The organism is Erwinia sp. STN24, assembly GCF_041320675.1.
GTDB lineage: Bacteria > Pseudomonadota > Gammaproteobacteria > Enterobacterales > Enterobacteriaceae > Erwinia > Erwinia aeris.
The window spans coordinates 1,592,520-1,617,175 of record NZ_JBGGPM010000001.1; the positions used below are offsets into that span (position 1 = coordinate 1,592,520).

The 24,656-nt window shown below is 60.1% G+C and carries 15 protein-coding genes; 14 read left to right on the top strand and 1 reads right to left on the bottom strand.

What is annotated here, in order from left to right; genetic code table 11:
• The first annotated feature begins 48 nt into the window (after window positions 1-48).
• Together ACA373_RS07670 and yegD are read left to right on the top strand one after the other, a co-directional pair.
• A complete protein-coding gene (locus ACA373_RS07670) occupies window positions 49-2,706 on the top strand; it encodes a diguanylate cyclase (RefSeq protein ID WP_370734290.1) in 2,658 nt (885 codons plus the stop codon).
• Window positions 2,707-2,826: 120 nt separating this feature from the next.
• The gene (gene yegD / locus ACA373_RS07675) at window positions 2,827-4,179 is read left to right on the top strand and encodes a molecular chaperone (protein ID WP_253460040.1); all 1,353 of its coding nucleotides are present in this window, start codon (window positions 2,827-2,829) and stop codon (window positions 4,177-4,179) included.
• Here the strand turns inward: yegD and ACA373_RS07680 are convergent, their stop codons facing one another.
• Window positions 4,180-5,139 carry an aldo/keto reductase gene (locus ACA373_RS07680; RefSeq protein ID WP_370734291.1) on the bottom strand — a complete coding sequence of 320 codons (960 nt, stop codon included), beginning with the start codon at window positions 5,137-5,139 and terminating at the stop codon, window positions 4,180-4,182.
• 282 nt (window positions 5,140-5,421) lie between these two features.
• On the opposite strand from ACA373_RS07680, the gene ACA373_RS07685 reads away from it, so the two are divergent.
• From ACA373_RS07685 to ACA373_RS07740, 12 genes are all read left to right on the top strand, one after another.
• On the top strand, window positions 5,422-6,636 hold the full coding sequence (locus tag ACA373_RS07685) for an MdtA/MuxA family multidrug efflux RND transporter periplasmic adaptor subunit (protein WP_370734292.1): 1,215 nt from the start codon (window positions 5,422-5,424) through the stop codon (window positions 6,634-6,636).
• Complete coding sequence (locus ACA373_RS07690) at window positions 6,636-9,755, top strand: MdtB/MuxB family multidrug efflux RND transporter permease subunit (RefSeq protein WP_370734293.1); 3,120 nt, start codon at window positions 6,636-6,638, stop codon at window positions 9,753-9,755. The genes ACA373_RS07685 and ACA373_RS07690 overlap by 1 nt, the downstream gene beginning before the upstream one ends.
• The gene (gene mdtC / locus ACA373_RS07695; protein WP_253460028.1) at window positions 9,752-12,829 is read left to right on the top strand and encodes a multidrug efflux RND transporter permease subunit MdtC; all 3,078 of its coding nucleotides are present in this window, start codon (window positions 9,752-9,754) and stop codon (window positions 12,827-12,829) included. Before ACA373_RS07690 ends, mdtC begins: the two co-directional genes overlap by 4 nt.
• Window positions 12,829-14,232: a multidrug transporter subunit MdtD gene (gene mdtD / locus ACA373_RS07700; RefSeq protein ID WP_370734294.1), complete on the top strand. Its 1,404-nt coding sequence runs from the start codon at window positions 12,829-12,831 to the stop codon at window positions 14,230-14,232. The genes mdtC and mdtD overlap by 1 nt, the downstream gene beginning before the upstream one ends.
• Window positions 14,233-15,624 carry a two-component system sensor histidine kinase BaeS gene (baeS, locus tag ACA373_RS07705; RefSeq protein WP_253460024.1) on the top strand — a complete coding sequence of 464 codons (1,392 nt, stop codon included), beginning with the start codon at window positions 14,233-14,235 and terminating at the stop codon, window positions 15,622-15,624.
• 26 nt (window positions 15,625-15,650) lie between these two features.
• The gene (gene baeR, locus ACA373_RS07710) at window positions 15,651-16,358 is read left to right on the top strand and encodes a two-component system response regulator BaeR (protein ID WP_301251121.1); all 708 of its coding nucleotides are present in this window, start codon (window positions 15,651-15,653) and stop codon (window positions 16,356-16,358) included.
• Between the two features lie 88 nt (window positions 16,359-16,446).
• Window positions 16,447-17,787, top strand: a complete 1,341-nt coding sequence (yegQ, locus tag ACA373_RS07715; RefSeq protein WP_253460020.1) for a tRNA 5-hydroxyuridine modification protein YegQ — start codon at window positions 16,447-16,449, stop codon at window positions 17,785-17,787.
• Window positions 17,788-18,032: 245 nt separating this feature from the next.
• Window positions 18,033-18,935, top strand: a complete 903-nt coding sequence (gene yegS / locus ACA373_RS07720; protein WP_301251123.1) for a lipid kinase YegS — start codon at window positions 18,033-18,035, stop codon at window positions 18,933-18,935.
• Between the two features lie 493 nt (window positions 18,936-19,428).
• Window positions 19,429-20,643, top strand: coding sequence for a D-mannonate dehydratase ManD (manD, locus tag ACA373_RS07725; protein ID WP_301251126.1), 1,215 nt, complete (start codon window positions 19,429-19,431; stop codon window positions 20,641-20,643).
• A 10-nt stretch (window positions 20,644-20,653) separates the two neighbouring features.
• Window positions 20,654-21,664 (top strand): Zn-dependent oxidoreductase, encoded by a 1,011-nt coding sequence (locus tag ACA373_RS07730; protein WP_370734295.1) that lies wholly within the window; start codon window positions 20,654-20,656, stop codon window positions 21,662-21,664.
• A gap of 117 nt (window positions 21,665-21,781) precedes the next feature.
• Window positions 21,782-23,065 (top strand): MFS transporter, encoded by a 1,284-nt coding sequence (locus ACA373_RS07735; protein WP_253460011.1) that lies wholly within the window; start codon window positions 21,782-21,784, stop codon window positions 23,063-23,065.
• A 40-nt stretch (window positions 23,066-23,105) separates the two neighbouring features.
• Window positions 23,106-24,563, top strand: a complete 1,458-nt coding sequence (locus ACA373_RS07740) for a mannitol dehydrogenase family protein (RefSeq protein WP_370734296.1) — start codon at window positions 23,106-23,108, stop codon at window positions 24,561-24,563.
• Window positions 24,564-24,656 lie beyond the last annotated feature (93 nt).

Below are 24,656 nucleotides of genomic sequence, written 5' to 3' on the forward strand. Positions count from 1 at the left end.
AGTTACCTGGTTCGAGCTGACCGTTCCCCGTTGCCTCGCTGGATTTTTATGACGACTGATACGTTTTCCCCCGCTGACCGCTCCTCTCACCCCTGGCTCAGGGGAGCGATGTTTGGCGTGCTTTCCTTTGTCCTGACGCTGTTTTGTCTGGAACTGATTAAAGTCAGCATTCAAATCTCTTCGCTTTGGCTGCCCACCGCCCTGATGACCCTGCTGGTGTTCCACTATCCGCCGCGCAGACTGCCGGGACTGCTGGGCGGCTGTATGGTCGGCATTATCGCCGCCAACGCGCTGATGGTAGGCACAGCCGTCGTCGTATTGACGTTTCCGCTAATCAATTTACTTCAGGCGCTGCTGGGCGGCGCGCTGTTGCGCAGGCTGCTGGACAGAGAAGCGCCGCTGGATTCGCTGCTCGGCTGGAGCAAGATGGTGGTGTCGGTCGGCATCTTTACGCCGCTGCTCGGCGCGCTGCTCGCCTGCTGGTCACTGAACTTTACCGGGCGGGCCAACTTCCACTTTTTTACCACCTGGGCGGTGTCGGAAACCATCGGGATGCTGGCGATCGGCCCGGTTTGCCTGCTATGGCGACCCGAAGAGCTGCGCAAATCTCTTAGCCAGCACGCGCTGGTGGAAACGTTGTTGACGCTGATCGTGACGCTGGCGCTGAGCTACTGCGCGTTACGCTATCTGCCGTGGTCTTTTACCTTTGTGATGGTGGTGCTGTTCTACAGCGCCGTACGCCTGCCACGCCTGTCTGCCTTTATTGTTTTCTTCGCCACGCTGCTGATGATGAGCCTGCTGCTGGCGCTAAACCAGCTGGTGCAATATACCAACGCGGTGACTATCGTGAACAGCGCGCCCTGGCTGCCGTTTTTGCTGGCGATCATTCCCAGCCATATTATGGCGCAGGTGATGCACTCGTTCCGGGAGGAAAAAAAGCATATCTCCCAGAGCGAGGCCAGATTCCGTCATGCCATGGAGTATTCGGTGATCGGTATGGCGCTGGTGTCGCCGGAAGGCCGCTTTCTACAGGTGAATCAATCGCTTTGTCGGCTGCTGGGCTACGCTCAAACCGAGCTGGTCACGATGACCTTTCAGATGCTGACGCACCCTGATGACCTGGCGGTTGATGAAAGCAAGTTTCACGAGCTGCTGGCAGGCGAGATCGAAACCTACAGTCATGAAAAACGCTATCTGCGTAAAGACGGGGGGATTGTTTGGGCGCTGCTGGCAACCTCGCTGGTGCGCGACAGCGAGCAGCGGCCGCTCTACTTTATTTCTCAAATTGAAGATATTTCCGACCTGAAGCAGACCGAAGCCGCCAACCGCCGCCTGATGCAACGTATTACGCTGGCTAATGAGGCGGGCGGCATCGGCGTCTGGGATCTGAGCCTGAAGACCGGCAAAATGAACTGGGACAAGCGCATGTTTCAGCTCTATGGATTGAAGGAAGAAGGCCAGGCGACCTATCTGACGTGGGTTAACAGCCTGCTGCCTGCCGATCGTCAAATGGCTATCGACGCTTTTGATAAGGGCATCAAAGAATCCCTGCCGGTAGATATCGTGTTCCGTATCGCTACGGATGACGGCATCCGCTTTATTCACAGCCAGTCGACGCTGGTTTTTGGCGACGACGGCAACGTTGAAAGAATGCTTGGCATCAATCAGGACGTGACAGCGATGCGTCAGCTGACCGACGCGCTCTACCAGGAAAAAGAGCGAATGCACATTACGCTGGACGCCATCGGCGAGGCGGTGATCAGCACGGATGAAGAGATGCGGGTGACGTTTATGAACCCGGTAGCGGAAGTGATGAGCGGCTGGACGCAGGAAGAGGCGGCAGGAAAACGGCTCAGCGATCTGCTGCGCATCACTCACGGCAGCGACGGCCCGGAAATGGAAAACCTGCTGTTATGCGGGCTGCCGCACAGCAAATCGGTGCCGGAACTGGCCGAAGAGCTGGTGCTGCATACTCGTTCCGGCGACTGTTTTGATATTCACTACAGCATTACGCCGCTGAAAACGCTGGAAGGCGGCTATATCGGCAGCGTGATGGTGATCCAGGACGTCAGCGAATCGCGGGAGATGATGCGGCGGCTGAGCTACGGCGCCTCGCACGATATGCTGACCCGCCTGCCTAACCGCGTCAGCTTCGAGCAGCGTCTGAAACAGCTGCTGCACAGCGCCAGCCAGCAGCAGCGTCAGCACGCGCTGATCTTTATCGATCTCGATCGCTTTAAGGCGGTCAACGACAGCGCCGGTCATGCCGCCGGCGATGCGCTGCTGCGGGAGATATCGGGCCAGATGAAACAGCATTTGCGCAGCGGCGACTTTCTGGCGCGCCTGGGCGGCGATGAGTTTGGCGTGCTGCTGCCGGACTGCGCGCTTGGTGAGGCTCGCGATATCGCAGAGTGCCTGGTGGTGGCGGTAAATCATTATCCTTTTCTGTGGGAAGGCCAGCTGCACCGCATTGGCGCCAGCGCGGGCATCACCCAGCTCAGCAAGGACAACGCTCACGCCAGCGACGTGATGGCTCAGGCCGATCTGGCCTGCTACAACGCCAAGCACAACGGTCGCGGCCAGTTTTCCATTTATGAAGCAAAGCTGATAGATACGCTTAAACCCGTGCTGTCACAGCGCGAAAACGAACAAATTTTACCGCAGCAGCTCTCTTCTCAAGGCAATAACAGCAGCCCGCTGCGGTAGCCTTTGCTCGCCCTGGCACACAACCAGCGCCGCGCGCGTCAATTAAAGCTTACCCGGCGCTTGCTCTCCTGCCGCCCCTGGGCTAAAGTCGCCCCCTTTTTTTATTAGCGGAGGGAAGGAATGTTTATCGGCTTTGATTACGGGACGGCAAACTGCTCGGTCGCCATCATGAAAGAGGGCGTGCCCGCGCTGCTGCCGCTGGAAAACGGTTCCAGCCTGCTACCCTCAATGCTCTGCGCGCCGACGCGCGATACGGTCAGCGAATGGCTGTTTCGCCATCACCAGGTGCCAACGCCCGAAGCCGAAAATCAGGCGATTTTACGGCGCGCCATCGCGTTCAACCGTGAAGAAGATATCGAAGTCACGCCCGCCAGCGTGCAGTTCGGTCTGGCTTCGCTGGCGCAGTATATGGCCGAGCCGGAAGATACCTGGTTCGTTAAATCGCCAAAATCCTTCCTGGGCGCGAGCGGCCTGAAGCCGCAGCAGGTCGCCTTCTTTGAAGATCTGGTGTGCGCGATGATGCTGCATATCCGCCAGCAGGCCGAAGCGCAGACGCAGGAAAGCATTACCCAGGCGGTGATTGGCCGTCCGGTCAACTTCCAGGGGCTGGGCGGCGAAGAAGCCAACCGCCAGGCGCAGGGCATCCTGGCGCGCGCCGCCAGCCGCGCCGGGTTTAAAGAAGTTGAGTTCCAGTTCGAGCCGGTCGCGGCCGGTCTGGAATTTGAAGCGACGCTGAAAAAAGAGACGCGCGTGCTGATTGTGGATATCGGCGGCGGTACCACCGACTGCTCCGTGCTGCTGATGGGCCCGCAATGGCACGACAGGGCCGAGCGACAGGAGAGCCTGCTGGGCCACAGCGGCTGCCGCGTCGGCGGTAACGACCTGGACATCATGCTGGCCTTTAAAGAGCTGATGCCGCTGCTGGGCAGCGGCGGCCAGACGCACAAAGGCATCGCGCTGCCTGCGCTGCCGTGGTGGAACGCTATCGCTATCAACGACGTGCCTGCGCAAAGCGACTTTTACGCCACGGCCAGCCGCAAACAGCTTCAGGATTTGATCCGCGACGCCCGCGAGCCGGAAAAAGTGCAGCGCCTGCTGAAAGTCTGGCAGCAGCGGCTGGGCTATCGCCTGGTGCGCGCGGCGGAAGAGAGCAAGATCGCCCTTTCCGATCGGCCTTCGGCCACCTCGACGCTGGATTTTATTGAGCAGTCGCTGGCGACCGATATCAGCGTGGACGCGCTGAAAAGCGCTATCGCCCAGCCGCTGGAGCGCATTCAGGAACAGGTAAAGCTGGCGCTGGACGGCAGCGGCACCCGACCGGACGTGATCTATCTGACGGGCGGCAGCGCCCGCTCGCCGGTGCTGCGCGAGGCGCTGCAAAAGCAGCTGCCGGACATCCCGCTCGCCAGCGGCGATGACTTCGGTTCCGTCACCGCCGGTCTGGCGCGCTGGGCGCAGGTGCTGTTTCGCTAATTAATAGCGGCTCGCTTCGGTAAGCTTGCGGATCGCTTCCTCGCTAAGCTGAAGACTGGCAGCCTTGCTCAGCTCTTCCAGCTGAGGAAGCGAGGTCACGCTGACAATCGGCGCGGTGATGCCCGGACGGGCAATCTGCCACGCCAGCGCAACCTGCGTTGGCGTGGCCTGGCTCTCTTCCGCCACCTCGTCTAACGCTTTCAGGATGCGCAGGCCGCGATCGTTCAGGTACTTCTCGACCACGCCTTCGCCGCGCTTGCTTTTGTTCGCGTCGGCCTTGCTGCGATATTTGCCGCTTAAAAAGCCGCTGGCCAGCGAATAGTAGTTGATCACGCCCAGACCATGTTCCCGTGCTACCTGCTCCAGGCCGCTTTCGTAACCCTGGCGGTCATAAAGATTGTATTCCGGCTGTAGCGTTTCATAGCGGGCCAGGCCCTGCTGTTTGCTGATATTCAGCGCTTCCTGCAGCCTTTCCGCGCTGTAGTTAGAGGCGCCAATGGCCCGCCCCTTGCCTTCTTTAATCAGCGCGTCGAAGGTCGCCAGCGTCTCCTGCAAAGGGGTGTCGCTATCGTCGCGGTGCGCCTGATAGAGATCGATATAGTCGGTTTGCAAACGTTTTAGCGAGGCCTCTACCGCCTGGCGAATATAGGCGGGCGACAGGCCGGTTTTGCCTTCGCCCATCTCCATGCCGACCTTGGTGGCCAGCACGATTTGATTGCGCTTGCCGGTTTTCTTCAGCCAGTCGCCGATGATGGTTTCTGATTCGCCGCCCTCGTTGCCCGGCGCCCAGCGCGAATAGCAGTCGGCGGTATCAATAAAGAAGAGGCCTTTTTCCACCAGCGCGTCCAGCAGAGAAAAAGAAGTTTGCCGATCGACCGTCCAGCCGAAAACGTTGCCGCCAAAAGTCAGCGTGGGAACCTGAATACCGGTACGGCCCAGCTCGCGATGCGTTTGGATCATCTTTATACTCCTGTATTGGAAGGGTTTCTGAAGTGACTATTAGCGTAGCAAATATCCACACGAGCCGTTTGTTGATTGACGGTACAGGCACGCCGGGGCAGGAATACTTACACTTGCTGAACGGTTATTCTTAATTCCTTCATTTTTATAATCGATAAATCCGTTAAAATTGAAATATTAAGCGTCTTCAGTCTCGGCCGGCCCCGAAAAACAGCCAGGCTTTTCGACCGGCGAGATTGCTTTACCGACGCTAACTTTTGCCTTTGGAGAGCTGATAACAGGATGAACACCCGGCGCCGTTTTAAAATCATACTTGTGGTGCTCGCGGCTATCGCAGCGGGCGGACTTTACTGGTGGCACAGCCACGGCGAGCCGCAAAAAACAGCCGAACGCCCGCACGCTTCCGGCGGCGGTCGTAAAGCCGCAGGCGGCCCGCTGGCGCCGGTGCAGGCCGCCGCCGCCGCGCGTCAGAGCGTGCCGCAATACCTGACCGGGCTGGGCACCGTGGCCGCCGCCAATACCGTTACGCTGCGCAGCCGCGTCGATGGCGATCTGATGGCGCTTCACTTTACCGAAGGCCAGGAAGTTAAAGCGGGCCAGCTGCTGGCGGAAATCGATCCTCGCCCCTTCCAGGTCGCGCTGACGCAGGCGCAGGGCCAGCTGGCAAGAGATCAGGCGACGCTTGCCAACGCGCGTCGCGATCTGGCGCGGCTGGAGAAGCTGGTGAAAACCAACCTGGTTTCGCAGCAGGAGCTGGATACGCAGCGCGCGCTGGTCAGTGAAACCCTGGGCACGATCAAAGCGGACGAGGGCAGCGTTGCCAGCGCGCAGCTGAACCTGACCTACAGCCGCATCACCTCGCCCATTTCCGGCCGCGTCGGGCTGCGTCAGGTAGATATTGGCAACTATATCAGCAGCGGCGATACCAACGGCATCGTGGTGATCACCCAAACGCATCCTGTCGAGCTGGTGTTCAGCCTGCCTGAAAACCAGATCGAAACCCTGCTGAACGCGCAAAAAGCCGGGCAGCCGGTGCCGGTAGAAGCCTGGGACCGCAGCAACAAAACGCTGCTGGCGACCGGTTCGCTGCTGAGCATGGATAATCAGATCGACGTCACGACCGGTACGATTAAAGTCAAAGCGCAGTTCACTAATCAGGACGACCGCCTGTTTCCTAATCAGTTTGTCAACGCGCGTTTGCAGGTCAACACGCTGCACGACGCCATTCTTATCCCGGTAGCGGCGCTGCAAATGGGCAATGAGGGGCATTTTGTCTGGGTGGTTAACAGCGACGGCAAGGTCAGTAAAAAGACTATCACCGTCAGCGTGCAGGACAGCGAAAAAGCGATTGTGGATGCCGGACTGGATGAAGGCGAAAAAGTGGTGACCGACGGTATCGATCGCCTGACGGAAGGCGCCACGGTAGAAGTGGTCGCGCCGCAGGCCACGCCGCTGCCGGGCACCGGCACGCCGCCCGCTAAGGGAGCGCGCCAGTAATGCAGGTGATGCCTTCCAACCCCGGCGGCGGCCCTTCCCGCCAGTTTATTATGCGTCCGGTGGCGACCACGCTGCTGATGGTCGCTATCCTGCTGGCCGGTATTCTGGGCTACCGCTCGCTGCCCGTTTCGGCGCTGCCGGAGGTCGACTACCCCACCATTCAGGTGGTGACGCTCTATCCCGGCGCCAGCCCGGACGTGATGACCTCGGCCGTTACCGCGCCGCTGGAGCGTCAGTTCGGCCAGATGTCGGGCTTAAAGCAGATGGCTTCGCAGAGTTCCGGCGGCGCGTCGGTCGTGACGCTACAGTTTCAGCTAACGCTGCCGCTGGACGTGGCCGAGCAGGAGGTGCAGGCCGCCATCAACGCCGCGACCAATCTGCTGCCGTCCGATCTGCCAAACCCGCCGGTTTACAGCAAGGTGAACCCCGCCGATCCGCCGATCATGACGCTGGCCGTAACCACCACCAGTATGCCGATGACCCAGGTGCAGGATATGGTGGAGACGCGCGTGGCGCAGAAGATTTCGCAGGTTTCCGGCGTGGGTCTGGTGACGCTCGCGGGCGGCCAGCGGCCAGCGGTGCGGGTGAAGCTCAACGCGCAGGCGCTGGCCTCGCTGGGCTTAACCAGCGAAACGGTGCGCACCGCCATCAGCAGCGCCAACGTTAATTCGGCTAAAGGCAGCCTGGACGGCCCGGAGCGCTCGATTACGCTTTCCGCCAACGATCAGATGAAGTCGGCGGAAGATTATCGGCAGCTGATTATCAGCTGGCAGAACGGTGCGCCGGTGCGCCTGCGCGACGTCGCTACCGTGGAACAGGGAGCGGAAAACAGCTGGCTGGGCGCCTGGGCTAACCGCCAGCAGGCTATCGTGCTTAATATTCAGCGGCAGCCGGGCGCAAACATTATCACCACCGCCGACAGCATTCGCCAGATGCTGCCCGCGCTGACCGCTTCGCTGCCGAAGTCGGTCGAGGTCAAAGTGCTGACCGACCGCACCACCAATATTCGCGCCTCGGTCAACGACGTGCAGTTCGAGCTGATGCTGGCAATCGCGCTGGTGGTGATGATCATCTATCTGTTTCTGCGCAACGTGCCGGCGACGATTATTCCGGCGGTCGCGGTGCCGCTGTCGCTGGTCGGCACCTTTGCCGTGATCTACTTCCTTGGCTTCTCCGTCAATAACCTGACGCTGATGGCGTTGACCATCGCCACCGGCTTTGTGGTCGATGACGCTATCGTGGTAATTGAAAATATCTCCCGCTATATCGAAAAAGGCGAAAAGCCGCTGGACGCAGCGCTGAAGGGCGCGGGCGAGATCGGCTTTACCATTATCTCGCTGACCTTCTCGCTGATAGCGGTGCTGATCCCACTGCTGTTTATGGGCGATATCGTCGGCAGGCTGTTCCGCGAGTTTGCCGTTACGCTGGCGGTGTCGATCCTGATTTCCGCCGTGGTATCGCTGACGCTGACGCCGATGATGTGCGCGCGGATGCTCAGCGTGGAATCCTTGCGCAAGCAGAACCGCTTTTCGCGCGCCAGCGAGGCGATGTTCGATCGCGTCATTGCCGCCTATGGCCGCTTTCTCAAGCGCGTGCTGGATCACCAGTGGCTGACGCTTGGCGTGGCGCTCGGCACGCTGGCCATCACCGTGCTGCTGTGGATAGCTATCCCGAAAGGCTTTTTCCCCTTGCAGGATAACGGCATTATTCAGGGCACGGTGCAGGCGCCGCAGTCGGTTTCCTGGGCCAGCATGGCGCAGCGCCAGCAGCAGGTCGCGTCGATTATTATGAAAGATCCGGCGGTACAGAGCCTGACCTCGTTTGTCGGCGTGGACGGCACCAATCCGGCGCTGAACAGCGGACGGCTGCAAATCAACCTTAAGCCGCTGGACGAGCGTGAGGATCGCATTCCGGCGGTGATTGCCCGTTTACAGCAGGCGGTCGCCGCCCTGCCCGGCATTAATCTTTATCTTCAGCCGGTGCAGGATCTCACCATCGATACCCAGCTCAGCCGCACGCAGTATCAGTTTACGCTGCAAACCGGCTCGCTGGATTCGCTGAGCCTGTGGGTGCCGAAGCTCACCGAGGCGCTGAACCAGCTGCCACAGCTAAAGGATGTCAGCAGCGACTGGCAGGATCGCGGGCTGGAAGCCTATATCAAGGTGGATCGCGATAACGCCAGCCGTCTTGGCATCAGCATGGCGGACGTCGACAACGCGCTCTATAACGCCTTTGGTCAGCGGCTGATCTCCACTATCTATACCCAGGCCAGCCAGTATCGCGTGGTGTTGGAAAACGATATTTCCGCCACGCCGGGCCTGGCCGCGCTGGAATCGATTCGCCTGACCAGCACCGACGGCGGCAGCGTGCCGCTCAGCGCTATTGCCAGCGTGGAGCAGCGTCACGGCGCGTTAAGCATCAATCATCTGGATCAGTTCCCTTCCACCACCTTCTCGTTTAACGTCCGCGACGGCTATTCGCTGGAGGAGGCGGTGAACGCCATTACTCAGGCTGAACAGACGATGGCAATGCCCGCCGAGATCGTCACGAAGTTCCAGGGCAGCACGCTGGCGTTTCAGGCGGCGCTCTCCAGCACCGTCTGGCTGATCGTGGCCGCCGTGGTGGCGATGTATATCGTGCTGGGCGTGCTGTATGAAAGTTTTATCCATCCGATCACCATTCTTTCCACGCTGCCGACGGCGGGCGTCGGCGCGCTGCTGGCGCTGATGCTCAGCGGCAACGAGCTGGATGTGATCGCCATTATCGGCATCATTCTGCTGATCGGCATCGTGAAGAAAAACGCCATTATGATGATTGACTTCGCGCTGGCGGCGGAGCGCGAACAGGGCATGACGCCTTATGACGCGATCTATCAGGCCTGCCTGCTGCGCTTCCGGCCGATCCTGATGACCACGCTGGCGGCGCTGCTGGGCGCGCTGCCGCTGATGCTGAGCACCGGCGTCGGCGCCGAGCTGCGGCATCCGCTGGGCGTGGCGATGGTGGGCGGCCTGATCGTCAGCCAGGTGCTGACGCTGTTCACCACGCCGGTCATCTATCTGCTGTTCGATCGCCTGGCGCAGGCCGCCCGTCGTCGTCTGCCGTCGGAGGAGGCGCAGTGAAATTTTTTGCGCTGTTTATTCACCGTCCGGTCGCCACTATTCTTCTGACCATCGCCATCGCGCTGGCGGGCGCGCTGAGCTTTCGCCTGCTGCCGGTCGCGCCGCTGCCGCAGGTCGATTTCCCGGTGATTTTAATCTCCGCTTCGCTGCCCGGCGCATCGCCGGAGACGATGGCTTCGTCAGTGGCCACGCCGCTGGAGCGGTCGCTGGGCCGCATCGCGGGCGTCAGCGAGATGACCTCCACCAGCTCGCTGGGCAGCACGCGCATCATTCTGGTTTTTGATTACGATCGCGATATCAACGGCGCGGCGCGCGACGTGCAGGGCGCGATCAACGCGGCGCAAAGCCTGCTGCCGACGGGGATGCCGAGCCGGCCGACCTGGCGCAAAATCAACCCTTCCGACGCGCCGATTATGATTATGACGCTGACGTCGGATGCCTGGTCGCAGGGCGATCTGTACGACTACGCCTCTACCCAGCTGGCGCAGAAGCTGGCGCAGATCGAGGGCGTGGGCGACGTCTCCGTAGGCGGCAGCTCGCTGCCAGCGGTGCGCGTGGATCTGAATCCGCAGGCGCTGTTTAACCAGGGCGTGTCGCTGGACGCGGTGCGCACGGCTATCAGCAACGCCAACCAGCGCAGGCCGCAGGGCGCGATTGAAGACAGCCATCAACGCTGGCAGATCAAAACCAACGACGAGCTGAAAACGGCGGCGGAGTATCAGCCGCTGATCGTGCACTACAGCAACGGCGCGGCGGTGCGGCTCCAGGATGTCGCCAACGTCACCGACTCGGTGCAGGACGTGCGCAACGCCGGGATGGCCAACGCTAAACCGGCGATTTTGCTGCTGATCCGCAAGCTGCCCGAAGCCAATATTATCGATACCGTCGATCGTATTCGCGCGGCGGTGCCGGAGCTGCGCAACAGCATTCCCGCCTCCATTCAGCTGGATGTCGCGCAGGATCGCTCACCAACTATCCGCGCGTCGCTGGCCGAAGTGGAACAGTCGCTGGTTATTTCCGTCGGGCTGGTAATCCTGGTGGTGTTCGCCTTCTTGCGTTCGGGCCGCGCCACGCTGATCCCTGCCGTTGCCGTGCCGGTATCGCTGATCGGCACCTTTGCCGCCATGTATCTCTGCGGCTTCAGCCTCAACAACCTGTCGCTGATGGCGCTGACGGTGGCGACGGGGTTTGTGGTGGATGACGCCATCGTGGTGCTGGAAAATATTTCCCGCCACGTGGAGGCGGGCATGAAGCCGATTCAGGCCGCGCTGCAGGGAACGCGCGAGGTCGGCTTTACCGTGCTGTCGATGAGCCTGTCGCTGGTGGCGGTGTTCCTGCCGTTGCTGATGCTCGGCGGGCTGATTGGCCGCTTTTTCCGCGAGTTCGCCGTGACGCTCTCCGTCTCCATTATCATTTCGCTGCTGATCTCGGTGACGCTGACGCCGATGATGTGCGGCCGCCTGCTGAAAGCGCATCCCCGCCGCGAGCAGCCGCGCCTGCGCGGTTTCGGCCGCGTGCTGACGGGCATTCAGCAGGGCTACGGCCGCTCGCTGAACTGGGTGCTGAACCATTCGCGCTGGACGCTGCTGGTGTTTATCGCCACCATCGGCCTGACCATGTACCTGTACGTCGTGGTGCCGAAAACCTTTATGCCAGAGCAGGATACCGGGCGGCTGATGGGCTTTATCCAGGCGGATCAGAGCATCTCTTTCCAGTCGATGCGCGGCAAGCTGGAAGATTTTATGAAAATCGTCCGTGACGATCCGGCGGTGGAAAGCGTGGTCGGCTTTACCGGCGGCTCGCGCACCAACAGCGGCTCAATGTTTATTTCGCTTAAACCGCTCAGCGAACGCAGCGACAGCGCCCAGGCGGTGATCGCCCGGCTACGCGGCAAGCTGGCGAAAGAACCGGGCGCGAGCCTGTTTTTAATGGCGGTACAGGATTTAAGAGTGGGCGGGCGCGAGTCGAACGCGGGCTATCAGTACACGCTGCTGTCGGACGATCTGGACGATTTGCGCAGCTGGGAGCCGAAAATTCGTCAGGCGTTTTCTAAGCTGCCCGAGCTGGCGGACGTTAACTCCGATCAGCAGGACAAAGGCGCCGAGATGGCGCTGGTTTACGATCGCACCCGCATGGCGCAGCTGGGCATCAACGTCGCCGACGCCAACAGCCTGCTGAATAACGCCTTCGGCCAGCGGCAGATCTCCACCATTTACCAGCCGCTGAATCAGTATAAGGTGGTGATGGAGGTCGACCCGCGCTATACCCAGGACGTCAGCTCGCTGGATCTGATGTACGTGATCAACAACGACGGCAAGGCGATTCCGCTTTCCGGCTTTGCGAAGTGGCAGCCCGCCAACGCGCCGCTGTCGGTGAACCATGAGGGGCTTTCCGCCGCTTCGACGGTGTCGTTTAACCTGCCGGAAGGCGTCTCGCTTTCTCAGGCGTCCGAGGCTATCGAGCGCAGCATGACCGCGCTGGGCGTACCGTCCAGCGTGCGCGGCAGCTTTGCCGGCACGGCGCAGATCTTTCAGGAGACGCAAAGCAGCCAGCTGTGGCTGATCCTGGCCGCCATCGCCACCGTTTATATCGTGCTGGGCATTCTTTACGAGAGCTATGTGCATCCGCTGACTATCCTCTCCACCCTGCCCTCTGCGGGCGTGGGCGCGCTGCTGGCGCTGGAGCTGTTTGGCGCGCCCTTCAGCCTGATTGCGCTGATCGGCATTCTGCTGCTGATCGGCATCGTGAAAAAGAACGCTATCATGATGGTCGACTTCGCGCTGGATGCGCAGCGCAACGGTAATCTGAGCGCGCGCGAGGCAATCTTCCAGGCCAGCCTGCTGCGCTTCCGCCCTATTATGATGACCACGCTGGCGGCGCTGTTGGGCGCGCTGCCGCTGGTGCTGACCACGGGCGACGGCGCGGAGCTGCGCCAGCCGCTGGGGATCACCATCGTCGGCGGCCTGGTGATGAGCCAGCTGCTGACGCTCTACACCACGCCGGTGGTTTATCTCTATATGGATAAGCTGCGCAGAAAACCGGCCGCGCGCAGGCGCGCAGGCGCGACCGGCTGATGGAGACGCTTCCGGCCGGCGTGCGCTGGCAGCTGTGGATTGTGGCGTTCGGCTTCTTTATGCAGTCGCTGGACACCACTATCGTCAACACCGCGCTGCCCGCGATGGCGCACAGCCTGCACCAGGATCCGCTGCAGATGCATTCGGTGGTGGTTTCCTACGTGCTGACCGTCGCGGTGATGCTGCCGGTCAGCGGCTGGCTGGCCGATCGCTTCGGCGTGCGCAATATCTTCTTCAGCGCCATCGTGCTGTTCAGCGTTGGTTCGCTGTTCTGCGCGCTCTCCTCCACGCTTGACCAGCTAATCGCCTCGCGCGTGCTGCAAGGATTAGGCGGCGCGATGATGGTGCCGGTCGGCAGGCTGACGGTGATGAAGCTGGTGCCGCGCGCGCAGTATATGGCCGCGATGACCTTTGTGACGCTGCCGGGCCAGATCGGGCCGCTGCTGGGGCCGGTTCTGGGTGGCGCGCTGGTGCAGTACGCCAGCTGGCACTGGATTTTCCTGCTGAACCTGCCGGTCGGCCTGGCGGGCGCGGCGGCAACGCTGCTGCTGCTGCCCGATCTGCGCCTGCCGCGCCGCCGCTTTGACTTTCGCGGTTTTCTGCTGCTGGCCGCAGGCATGGCGACGCTGACGCTGGCGCTGGACGGCTCGCGCGGCGCCGGTTTTTCTCCGCTGATACTCTGTTTGTTTATCCTGACGGGCGTCCTGGCCCTGCTGTCCTATCTGCTCTATGCCCGCGCCAACGACCAGGCGCTGTTCAGCCTGAAGCTGTTCGACAACCGTATTTATTCTGTCGGCCTGTTGGGCAGCCTTACCGGGCGGATCGGCAGCGGCATGCTGCCTTTTATGACGCCGATCTTCCTGCAGGTCGGCATGGGCTATACGCCTTTTCACGCGGGGCTGATGATGATCCCGATGGTGCTGGGCAATATGGGCATGAAGCGCATTGTGGTGCAGATCGTTAACCGTTTCGGCTACCGTAACGTGCTGGTCGGCGCTACCGTCGCCCTGGCGCTGGTGGTGCTGCTGTTCCCGGTGACGGCGCTGCTTGGCTGGGAGGCGCTGCTGCCGCTGGTGCTGTTCCTGCAGGGCATGGTTAACGCCATTCGTTTTTCGGCCATGAACACGCTAACGCTGAAGGATTTGCCGGACGAGCTGGCCAGCAGCGGCAACAGCCTGCTATCGATGGTGATGCAGCTGTCGACGAGCGTGGGCGTCACGCTGGCCGGGCTGCTGCTCGGCACCTTTGCTGCTCAACAGTCGCAGCCTGAGCTGATGCAGCAGGCCTTTATTTCAACCTGGATCTGTATGGCGGCGGTGATTGTTCTGCCCGCGCTGGTGTTTCGCCACGTGCCGCCAGACGTCACCAAAAACGTGGTGCTGAGCCGTCGGAGAAAGCCCTGAATGTTTGCAAAATTACGTATCGGCATCACCGCCAAGCTGTTTATCGCTATTTTTTCCACCTGTATGCTGGTGCTGATCACCATGCACTGGGGCGTGCGCCTCAGCTTTGAGCACGGCTTTATCGACTATATCAAAAAAGGCAACGAGCAGCGGCTGGGGCTGCTGAGCGACGCGCTGGCCGATCAGTACGAGCAGCACGGCAACTGGGACTTTCTGCGCCATAACAACAAGCTGGTGTTTCAGATCCTGCATTCGCTGGAGCAGAACCCGGAGGCGAATAATCAGCTGCCGCCGCACGGCTGGCGCACGCAGTTCTGGATCATCGATCAGCAATATCGCGTGATGATGGGGCCGCGCGGGCCGGTGCCGCCGGAAGGCACCCGCCGCAGCATTACCACCAGCAGCGGCCATATCGTGGGCTGGGTGATCGGCTCGCCGCCGGAAAGGCTGACCCGCAGCGCGGATATTAACTTCGATCAGCAGCAGAAGCGCACCAGCTGGATGATTGTCGGCCTGACCATGCTGCTGGCGGCGCTGGTGACCTGGCTGATGTCGCGCGGCCTGCTCGCGCCGGTGAAAAGGCTGGTCGAGGGCACGCATCACCTGGCCGCCGGGGATTTCGCCACGCGCGTTAAAGCCGACAGCCGCGACGAGCTGGGCCGCCTGGGCCAGGATTTTAACCGACTGGCCAGCACGCTGGAGAAAAACGAAAGTATGCGGCGGGCTTTTATGGCGGATATTTCGCACGAGCTGCGCACGCCGCTGGCGATCCTGCGTGGCGAGCTGGAGGCCATTCAGGACGGCGTGCGCAAGCTGACGCCGGAGTCGATTGTCTCTCTACAGGGTGAAGTCGCGACGCTGACCAAACTGGTGGAGGACGTGCATCAGCTTTCACTCTCTGACGAAGGCGCGCTGGCCTATCGCCGCAGCGATATCGATCTGGTGCCGCTGCTGGAAATGGTCGCCGCGAATTTTGCGGGACGTTACCAAAGCCGACATCTGACTTTGCAGCTTCGCCTGCCCGATTCCGCACCGCTGTTTGGCGATCCGGATCGCCTGATGCAGCTGTTCACCAACCTGATGGAAAACAGCCTGCGCTATACCGATGCGGGCGGCGGCCTGGTGGTGACGCTGCGCGCGGAACAGGGCCAGCAAATTATCGATTTTGAGGACAGCGCGCCGGGCATTACCGACGAGCAGCGCGAGCAGATTTTTGAGCGTTTCTACCGGGCGGAAAGCTCGCGCAACCGCGCCAGCGGCGGTTCCGGCCTGGGGCTGGCCATCTGTCAGAATATCGTGGAGGCGCACGAGGGCGCGATCAAAGCGGATCACTCTGCTGCCGGTGGCCTTAAAATTACGGTACACTTACCCGCAAGACTAACCCGGGCGTAATGCGCCTGCTTGCAAAGAAGAGTGTCATGAATCAGGAACCGCTTAGCCCACTGATCCTGGTGGTTGAGGATGAACCCAAGCTCGGCCAGCTGCTGGTCGATTATTTGCAGGCCGCCAATTACCGCACGCATCATCTGCTGCGCGGCGACGAGGTGCTGGAATGGGTTAAGCAGACGCCGCCGGATCTGATGCTGCTGGATTTAATGCTGCCGGGCGTGGATGGCCTGACGCTGTGCCGCGAGCTGCGCCGTTTCTCTGAGCTGCCGGTGATTATGGTTACCGCCAGAACGGAAGAGATCGACCGGCTGCTGGGGCTGGAGATTGGCGCCGACGACTATATCTGCAAGCCTTTCAGCCCGCGTGAAGTGGTCGCGCGGGTGAAAACTATCCTCAAGCGCTGCAAGCGTACGCCGGAAGAGGCGCAAAAAGCGTCGCTGCTGGTGGTGGATGAAGCGCGTTTTCAGGCCAGCTGGAACAGCACGCCGCTGGAGCTGACGCCCGCCGAGTTTCGCCTGCTGAAAACGCTGGCGCATGAGCCAGGCAAAGTCTTTTCGCGCGAGATGCTGCTGAACCATCTGTATGACGACTATCGCGTGGTGACCGACCGCACCATCGACAGCCATATCAAGAATCTGCGCCGCAAGCTGGAGGCGCTGGATGCCGATCAGCCCTTTATCCGCGCGGTCTACGGCATGGGCTACCGCTGGGAAGCGGACGTGTGCCGCTTGATCTAGCGCAATTTACATTCCTGCCGCCAGCTTTTACAATCCCCGCACATTTTGTAAGGCCGTCATACGGCCTTATGCCAGGATTGAGACCTCTATGTTTAAACCAGAACTGCTTTCTCCCGCCGGCTCGCTGAAAAACATGCGCTACGCCTTTGCCTATGGCGCGGACGCCGTCTATGCCGGTCAGCCTCGCTACAGCCTGCGCGTGCGCAACAATGAGTTCAACCACGAAAATCTGGCTATCGGCATCAGTGAAGCGCACGCGCAGGGAAAGCGATTCTACGTCGTGGTGAATATCGCGCCGCATAACGCCAAGCTGAAAACCTTTATCCGCGATCTGACGCCCGTCGTGGCGATGGGGCCGGACGCGCTGATTATGTCCGATCCCGGTTTAATTATGATGGTGCGCGATGCCTTCCCGGAGATGGACGTTCACCTTTCCGTGCAGGCCAACGCGGTCAACTGGGCCACGGTCAGGTTCTGGCAGCAGATGGGGCTGACGCGCGTTATCCTCTCGCGCGAGCTTTCGCTGGAGGAGATCGCCGAAATCCGCGAGCGCGTGCCGGAAATGGAACTGGAAATTTTCGTGCACGGCGCGCTCTGCATGGCCTATTCCGGCCGCTGCCTGCTTTCCGGCTATATCAACAAGCGCGACCCGAATCAGGGCACCTGCACCAACGCCTGCCGCTGGGAATATAAGGTGCAGGAAGGCAAAGAGGATGAAATCGGCAATATCGTGCACCAGTATCAGCCCATTCCGGTAAAAAACGTCGAGCCGACGCTGGGCGTGGGCCAGCCAACCGACAAAGTCTTTATGATTGAGGAAGCCATGCGTCCCGGCGAGTATATGACCGCCTTTGAGGATGAGCACGGCACCTATATTATGAACTCCAAAGATCTGCGCGCGGTGGCGCACGTGGAGCAGCTGACGAAGATGGGCGTGCACTCGCTGAAAATTGAAGGCCGTACCAAATCGCATTATTACTGCGCCCGCACCGCGCAGGTTTATCGTCGCGCCATCGATGACGCCGCCGCAGGCAAACCCTTTGATGCCTCCCTGCTGGAAACGCTGGAAGGCCTGGCCCATCGCGGCTATACGGAAGGCTTTTTACGCCGCCACACGCATGACAGCTACCAGACTTACGACCGCAGCTTCTCCGCTTCCGAGCGCCAGCAGTTTGTCGGCGAGTTTACCGGCGAACGCCGTGGCGACATGGCGCTGGTCGAAGTAAAAAACAAGTTCAGCCTGGGCGACAGCCTGGAGCTGATGACGCCGGCAGGCAACGTCAATTTCCGCCTGGAGCAGATGGAAAATCAAAAAGGCCAACCGACCAGCGTCGCGCCGGGCAACGGCCACTTTGTCTGGATCCCGGTGCCGGAAGCGATCGACCTCGCTTTCGCGCTGCTGATGCGCAATTTTCCTGAATCGGCATAACGTTCAGGGTGCTAAAAGTTTCCTGACGTGACTTTTAGAATGCCATCACATTCCGGCGCGCCGTTTCCGGTTATGATGCACGGGCCTCGAATGAAAAATTCTAAATAGCGGTTTTTAAAACCACCTCCTGGCCCGCCCGGCTCGCCGAGCGGGCCTTTCTTTTAGCCCACGGTTTTTTCCACCGATGGTCGGATGTGCTATAACAGAAGCTCGTCTGGCTAAGGCCATTTTGACAGGAAAAGAAGATGGACCAACAATCGCTTACGCTGGTAATCCTTAATGGTAAAGGTGCAGGTAATGAGGAACTGCGCGAAGCTATTCTGTCGCTGCGCGAGGAAGGACTGCAGATTGAAGTCCGCGTTACCTGGGAACACGGCGATGGCGAACGCTTCGTCAAAGAGGCGGTAGATCTGCACGCGGCGACCGTGGTTGCGGGCGGCGGCGACGGCACGATTAACGAAATCGCTACCGCGCTGGCGGGCGTGGATGCGCCGCTACGTCCGGTATTGGGGATTATTCCCCTCGGCACCGCCAACGATTTTGCCACCAGTGCGGGCATACCTGAAGAGATGGAGCACGCGCTGCGGCTGGCTATCGTCGGCAAGGCCACCTCCGTCGATCTGGCGCGGGTCAATCAGGATCGCTACTTTATCAATATGGCGACCGGCGGCTTCGGCACGCGTATTACCACCGAAACGCCGGAGAAGCTCAAATCAGCGCTGGGCGGCGTCTCTTATCTGATCCACGGCCTGTTGCGCATGGATACGCTTAAGGCGGACAGCTGCGAACTGCGCGGCCCGGACTTTAGCTGGCAGGGCGACGCGCTGGTGATCGGTATCGGCAACGGACGCCAGGCGGGCGGCGGCCAGCGGCTCTGTCCGACCGCGCTGATCAACGACGGCCGGCTGGAGCTGACCATTGTCACCTCAAAAGAAATTTTGCCGACGCTGTTTAACTCGCTGACCGGCGGCGATGATGAAAATCCAAACATCATTCGCGCTTCGCTGCCGTGGCTGGAAATTACCTCGCCAAACGAGATGGCCTTTAATCTTGATGGCGAACCGCTGCGCGGCACCACTTTCCGTATTGAGATTTTGCCCGCCGCGCTGGCCTGCCGCCTGCCGCCTTCCTGCGAGCTTCTGGCCTGACCGACCGGGGCCATTGCGCCCCGGTTTTGGACAGCGATGCATAAAGGCGAAGGCAGGCTTTTAGCCTTGTCCCACGCAGGCCGCCAGCCTGAACGTTCAGGGCGACCGGCGCTGACCGCAAGCCTTAGCGTTCAGGACGACCGGCGCTGACCGCCAGCCTTAACGTTCAGGGCGACCGGCGCTGACCGCCAGCCTTAGCGTTCAGGGCAAACCGACGCTGACCGCCAGCCTTAGCGTTCAGGGCGAACCGGCACGCGCCCTCTTCCGCCGTTACCGATCTTATCTCCTGCCGCATAGCGGCGCCGTTTCCGTCTGGATGCTGAAAAGCGCGCTTCCGGTGGATCCGGCATCGGCTTCCGCCAGCAAAAATGCCTCTCTGCTCATAACAATGCTTTCACAAGTGTGATCGCTATCGGAGTTTCGTCGCCTGCAACTTGTATGGTAGTACGCCAGAACGTATTTTCTCCTCATTCTCTTCACCAGGACGACAAGAATGAAAATTGTAAAAGCGGAAGTCTTTGTTACCTGCCCCGGCAGGAACTTCGTTACGGTTAAGATCACCACGGATCAGGGGCTGACCGGCATCGGCGACGCCACGCTGAACGGCCGCGAGCTGCCGGTGGCCTCCTATCTGAAAGATCACGTTTGCCCGCAGCTGATCGGTCGCAACGCGCATCAGATCGAGGACATCTGGCAATATTTCTATAAAGGCGCCTACTGGCGTCGCGGCCCGGTGACCATGTCCGCCATTTCGGCTGTCGATCAGGCACTGTGGGACATCAAAGGCAAAGCGGCCAATATGCCGGTCTACCAGCTGCTGGGCGGCGCCTCGCGCGAGGGCGTGATGGTTTACTGTCACACCACCGGCCACAGCATTGATGAAGTCATGGACGACTACGCAAAGCATAAAGAGATGGGCTTTAAGGCTATCCGCGCGCAGTGCGGCGTGCCGGGCATGAAAACCACCTACGGGATGGCCAAAGGCAAAGGCCTGGCCTACGAGCCAGCCACCAAAGGCGACTGGCCGGAAGAGCAGCTCTGGTCTACGGAAAAATACCTCGATTTTACCCCTAAACTGTTTGCCGCCATTCGCGACAGGTTCGGTTTTAATGAGCATCTGCTGCATGATATGCACCACCGCCTGACGCCGATTGAGGCCGCCCGCTTTGGTAAAAGCGTGGAAGATTACCGCCTGTTCTGGATGGAAGATCCTACGCCTGCCGAAAATCAGGAGTGCTTCCGCCTGATCCGCCAGCACACCGTTACGCCGATTGCGGTAGGCGAAGTCTTCAACAGCATCTGGGACTGCAAGCAGCTGATAGAAGAGCAGCTGATCGACTATATCCGTACCACCATCACCCATGCGGGCGGCATTACCGGTATGCGCCGCATCGCCGATTTCGCTTCGCTTTATCAGGTACGTACCGGTTCGCACGGCCCGTCCGATCTGTCGCCAATCTGCATGGCGGCCGCGCTGCATTTTGACCTTTGGGTACCGAACTTCGGCGTGCAGGAATATATGGGCTATTCCGAACAGATGATGGAAGTGTTCCAGCACAGCTGGACTTTTGAAGACGGCTATATGCATCCGGGCGATAAACCGGGCCTGGGCATTGAGTTTGACGAGAAGCTGGCGGCGAAATACCCCTATGAGCCTGCCTACCTGCCGGTAGCCCGCCTTGAAGACGGCACTTTATGGAACTGGTGAGGAAAATAAAATGAAAAGCGTCGTTATTGCTAAACCCGGCGAGCTGGTAATTGAGGAGCGCGCCTTACCGGAGCCAGCCGCTGGCGAAGTACGGGTAAAAATAGCCTATGCCAGCATCTGCGGTTCAGACGTGCATATCTGGCACGGCCACAATCCTTTCGCCCGCTATCCGCGCGTGATCGGCCACGAGTTTTTTGGCGTGATCGAGGCAGCAGGCCCGGGCGTAGAGGCATCGCGCGTTGGCGAGCGCGTAGCGGTCGATCCGGTGGTCAGCTGCGGCCACTGCTATCCCTGCTCCGTTGGTCGCCCCAACGTTTGTAGCGAGCTACAGGTGATCGGCGTCCACCGCGACGGCGGTTTTAGCGACTATGCCGTCGTACCGACGCGCAACGCTTACGTGGTGCCGCCATCGATCCCCGATAAGCTCGCCAGCCTGATCGAGCCTTTTACCATCGCCGCCAATATCTGTGCTTTCCTGAAGCCCGTGCCGGACGATGTTGCGCTGATCTTCGGGGCCGGCCCGATGGGCTTAACCGCTATCCAGGCGCTGAAAGGCGTATTCAACGTGCGTAACGTCATTGTGGCGGACAGGCTGCCGGAAAGGCTGACGATGGCGCAAGAAAACGGCGCGGATACCGTGCTGGATAACAGCGAGATCCCGCTGGCTGCCCAGCTGGAAGGGGTCAAGCCAACGCTGATTATCGATGCCGCCTGCCATCCCGCTATTCTGGCCGAAGCCGTCGCGCTCGCTTCGCCAGCGGCGCGTATCGGGCTACTGGGTTTTTCCGGCGAGCCGTGCACCGTAACGCAGCAAAGCCTGACCAGCAAAGAGCTCTCCCTGTTTACCTCAAGGCTGAATAGCCACCGTTTCCCTCAGGTGATCGAGTGGATGGAAAAACGCCTGATCCAGCCAGAAAAGCTGGTCACGCATTATCTGCCGCTGAGCGAGGTGGAGGCAGCGATGACGCTGTTTGAAAAAGATCCGCGCAGCTGCTGCAAAGTTGTCCTTAAAGTCAGTTAACGAACGCCGGGCTTAACGGTCAGGGCGGTAGTCGGTAAGGGAGGGCCAGCCTCCCGTTACCAGGCTCCCTGAGTCGTCAAGAGAATCACTTAAAACCATAAGAAATAAGGATTTTATATGTTCAAGCATCTCCGCTGGACTATCGTACTCCTGCTGTTTCTGGTCTACATGATCAACTATCTCGATCGTGTGGCGCTCTCTCTGACCGTGCCGATGATTGAAAAAGATCTGTTGCTGAACGCCGAACAGTTCGGTTTGATTTTCGGCAGCTTTTTCTTTGGCTATGCGATTTTCAACTTTGTTGGCGGCCTGGCCACCGATAAATATGGCCCGACGCTGGTGCTGGGGATTGCCGTCGGCCTGTGGTCGCTGTTCTGCGGCTTTACCGCGCTGGCTACCGGCTTCTGGTCGATGCTGATCCTGCGGGTGCTGTTTGGCATGGCCGAAGGGCCGATCTGCGCCTCGGCGAATAAGGCGATCAACGGCTGGTTTCCTAAAAAACAGGCCGCGACCGCGATGGGCTTTCTCAGCGCCGGTTCGCCGCTGGGCGGCGCGGTAGCCGGCCCGATTATCGGCTATCTGGCGCTGGCCTTCGGCTGGCGGCCGGCGTTTATGATTATTTGCTCTATTGGTATCGTCTGGATGGTGGCGTGGTTCTTTATCGCCGCGGATAACCCGTTAAAAAGCCGCCTTGTCAGCGCGCGCGAGCGTGAGCTGATTGCCAGTCTGAAAGCGGAGCAAACCACGCCGGACGAAGAGCTGGCGCAGGCGTCCCACGGCCTGGGCTACTATCTGCGCCAGCCGATTATCCTGGTGACCGCCTTTGCCTTCTTCTGCTACAACTATATTCTGTTTTTCTTCCTGAGCTGGTTCCCGGCCTATCTGGTGCAGGCGCATAACCTTGATATCAAATCGATGAGTATGACTACGGTGATCCCCTGGGTGGTGGGGTTCGTCGGGCTGGCGCTGGGCGGCTTAATCTCCGACAAAATCTTTAAGGTCACCGGTAAGCTCCTGCTCTCCAGAAAAATTGTGCTGGTGGTGTCGCTGCTGGCCGCCGCTATCTGCGTCGCTTTCGCCGGCTCGGTAAAAGGGGTTTATCCGGCCGTTATCCTGATGTCGGTCTCTATCTTTTTCCTCTATATCACCGGGGCTATCTACTGGGCGATTATTCAGGATGTGGTGCATAAAAGCCGCGTCGGCAGCATCAGCGGCTTTATCCACCTGATCGGCAGCCTTTCCGGCATTATCGGCCCTGTCGTTACCGGCTATATCGTGCACCACACCGGCAAGTTCGACAGCGCTTTCGTGCTGGCCGGCGTGATTGCCGCCGTGGGCGCGGTGCTGGTACTGCTGGTGATCAAAAGCCCGAAAAACGCGGCGGCGCGAGTTTCCGTCTGACTGGCGCATTGCGGCGCCTTTTATTTGATAAGGATTTATCATGTTACTTGTCGATGTGTTACCTGAAGGCACCCTCCTCCCGCGTTACGATCGTAGCGCGCTGCGTACGCGTATCGTGCATTTTGGCTTCGGCGCTTTCCATCGCGCTCATCAGGCCGTGTGTACCGACAGGCTGGCCGCCGAGCAGCAAAGCGACTGGGGCTATTGCGAATGCCAGCTTAACAGCGGCGATCTGATTAAAGCGCTGCGCGAGCAGGATTGTCTCTACAGCGTAACGGAAAAAAACGCCGACGAGCTGCGCACCCGCGTGGTTGGCGTGGTCAAAGAAGCGCTCTTTGCGCGCGAAGACGGCGTCGAGCGCGTTATTACCGCGCTCTGCCAGCCGGACGTGGCGATTGTCTCCGCCACCATCACGGAAAAAGGCTACTGCTACCAGCCTGCCAGCGGCGAGCTAAACCTGACGCATCCGTCCATTGTGCATGACCTGGCTCATCCTGAGCAGCCTGTTTCTTTTCCGGGGATCGTGCTGGCGGCCATCAGACGTCGGCGCGCGCTCGGCCTGCCGCCCTTCAGCGTGATGTCCTGCGACAATATGCCGGAAAACGGTCGGGTAACGCGCAACGTCATCACGCAGCTGGCGCAGCAGCAGGAGCCGGCGCTGGCCGACTATATCCGTAAACACCTTACCTTCCCTTCCACTATGGTGGACCGCATCGTGCCCGCCATGACGCCGGAAGCCTTTGACGAACTGAGCCGCAAGCTGGGCTGCGCCGATCCGGTGGGCGTCGAATGCGAGCCTTTTTTCCAGTGGGTCATTGAAGATAATTTTGTGAATGGTCGCCCGGCATGGGAAAAAGCGGGCGCGGAGCTGGTGGCGGATGTGCTGCCATTTGAGGAGATGAAGCTGCGGATGCTCAACGGCAGCCATTCGCTGCTGGCCTACCTCGGCTATCTGGCTGGCTATGAGCATATCAGCGACTGTATGGACGATCCTTACTACCTCAAGGCCGCCCGCAGCCTGATGCTGGATGAGCAGGCGCCCACGCTGAGCACTAAAAATGTGGATCTGACAGCCTATGCGGATTCGCTGATCGCGCGTTATCGCAACCGGGCGATTAAGCACCGCACTTATCAGATCGCTACCGACGGCACGCAAAAGCTGCCGCAGCGCTGGCTGGACAGTATTCGCTGGCATCTGGCTAACGGCAGCGATTTTACGCTGCTGGCGCTGGGCGTGGCAGGCTGGATACGCTTTGTTGGCGGCGTGGATGAGCAGGGCAAGCCAATCGTCATTAACGATCCGCTGCGTGCGGAGCTGGCGCAGCGGGTAAACGACAGTCAGGAAGGCGATGAGCGCGTCGCCGCTCTGCTCTCGCTGCGGGCTGTTTTTGGCGAGGATCTGCCCGATAATTCGCTGTTCCGCGAAAAAGTCGGCCATTACTACGCGCTGTTACTGAAGTTGGGCGCGAAAGAAACGGTCAGGCAGGTTATCGGCTGACCGCCGCTTAATGGCAAAAGAACTGGCGCTGGCGCAGCAGGCTGATTAGACTGGCTGTTTCCAGCGTCAGGCTTCGCGACGCACTAATGAAAT

What these genes read in the sequence shown, in the direction of transcription:
- yegD (WP_253460040.1), top strand. Translation starts at nt 2,827, where the DNA reads ATGTTTATCGGCTTTGATTACGGGACGGCAAACTGCTCGGTCGCCATC.
- ACA373_RS07680 (WP_370734291.1), bottom strand. Translation starts at nt 5,139, where the DNA reads ATGATCCAAACGCATCGCGAGCTGGGCCGTACCGGTATTCAGGTTCCC.
- yegQ (WP_253460020.1), top strand. Translation starts at nt 16,447, where the DNA reads ATGTTTAAACCAGAACTGCTTTCTCCCGCCGGCTCGCTGAAAAACATG.
- baeR (WP_301251121.1), top strand. Translation starts at nt 15,651, where the DNA reads ATGAATCAGGAACCGCTTAGCCCACTGATCCTGGTGGTTGAGGATGAA.
- ACA373_RS07690 (WP_370734293.1), top strand. Translation starts at nt 6,636, where the DNA reads ATGCAGGTGATGCCTTCCAACCCCGGCGGCGGCCCTTCCCGCCAGTTT.
- manD (WP_301251126.1), top strand. Translation starts at nt 19,429, where the DNA reads ATGAAAATTGTAAAAGCGGAAGTCTTTGTTACCTGCCCCGGCAGGAAC.
- ACA373_RS07735 (WP_253460011.1), top strand. Translation starts at nt 21,782, where the DNA reads ATGTTCAAGCATCTCCGCTGGACTATCGTACTCCTGCTGTTTCTGGTC.
- baeS (WP_253460024.1), top strand. Translation starts at nt 14,233, where the DNA reads ATGTTTGCAAAATTACGTATCGGCATCACCGCCAAGCTGTTTATCGCT.
- ACA373_RS07740 (WP_370734296.1), top strand. Translation starts at nt 23,106, where the DNA reads ATGTTACTTGTCGATGTGTTACCTGAAGGCACCCTCCTCCCGCGTTAC.
- yegS (WP_301251123.1), top strand. Translation starts at nt 18,033, where the DNA reads ATGGACCAACAATCGCTTACGCTGGTAATCCTTAATGGTAAAGGTGCA.
- mdtD (WP_370734294.1), top strand. Translation starts at nt 12,829, where the DNA reads ATGGAGACGCTTCCGGCCGGCGTGCGCTGGCAGCTGTGGATTGTGGCG.
- ACA373_RS07670 (WP_370734290.1), top strand. Translation starts at nt 49, where the DNA reads ATGACGACTGATACGTTTTCCCCCGCTGACCGCTCCTCTCACCCCTGG.
- ACA373_RS07730 (WP_370734295.1), top strand. Translation starts at nt 20,654, where the DNA reads ATGAAAAGCGTCGTTATTGCTAAACCCGGCGAGCTGGTAATTGAGGAG.
- ACA373_RS07685 (WP_370734292.1), top strand. Translation starts at nt 5,422, where the DNA reads ATGAACACCCGGCGCCGTTTTAAAATCATACTTGTGGTGCTCGCGGCT.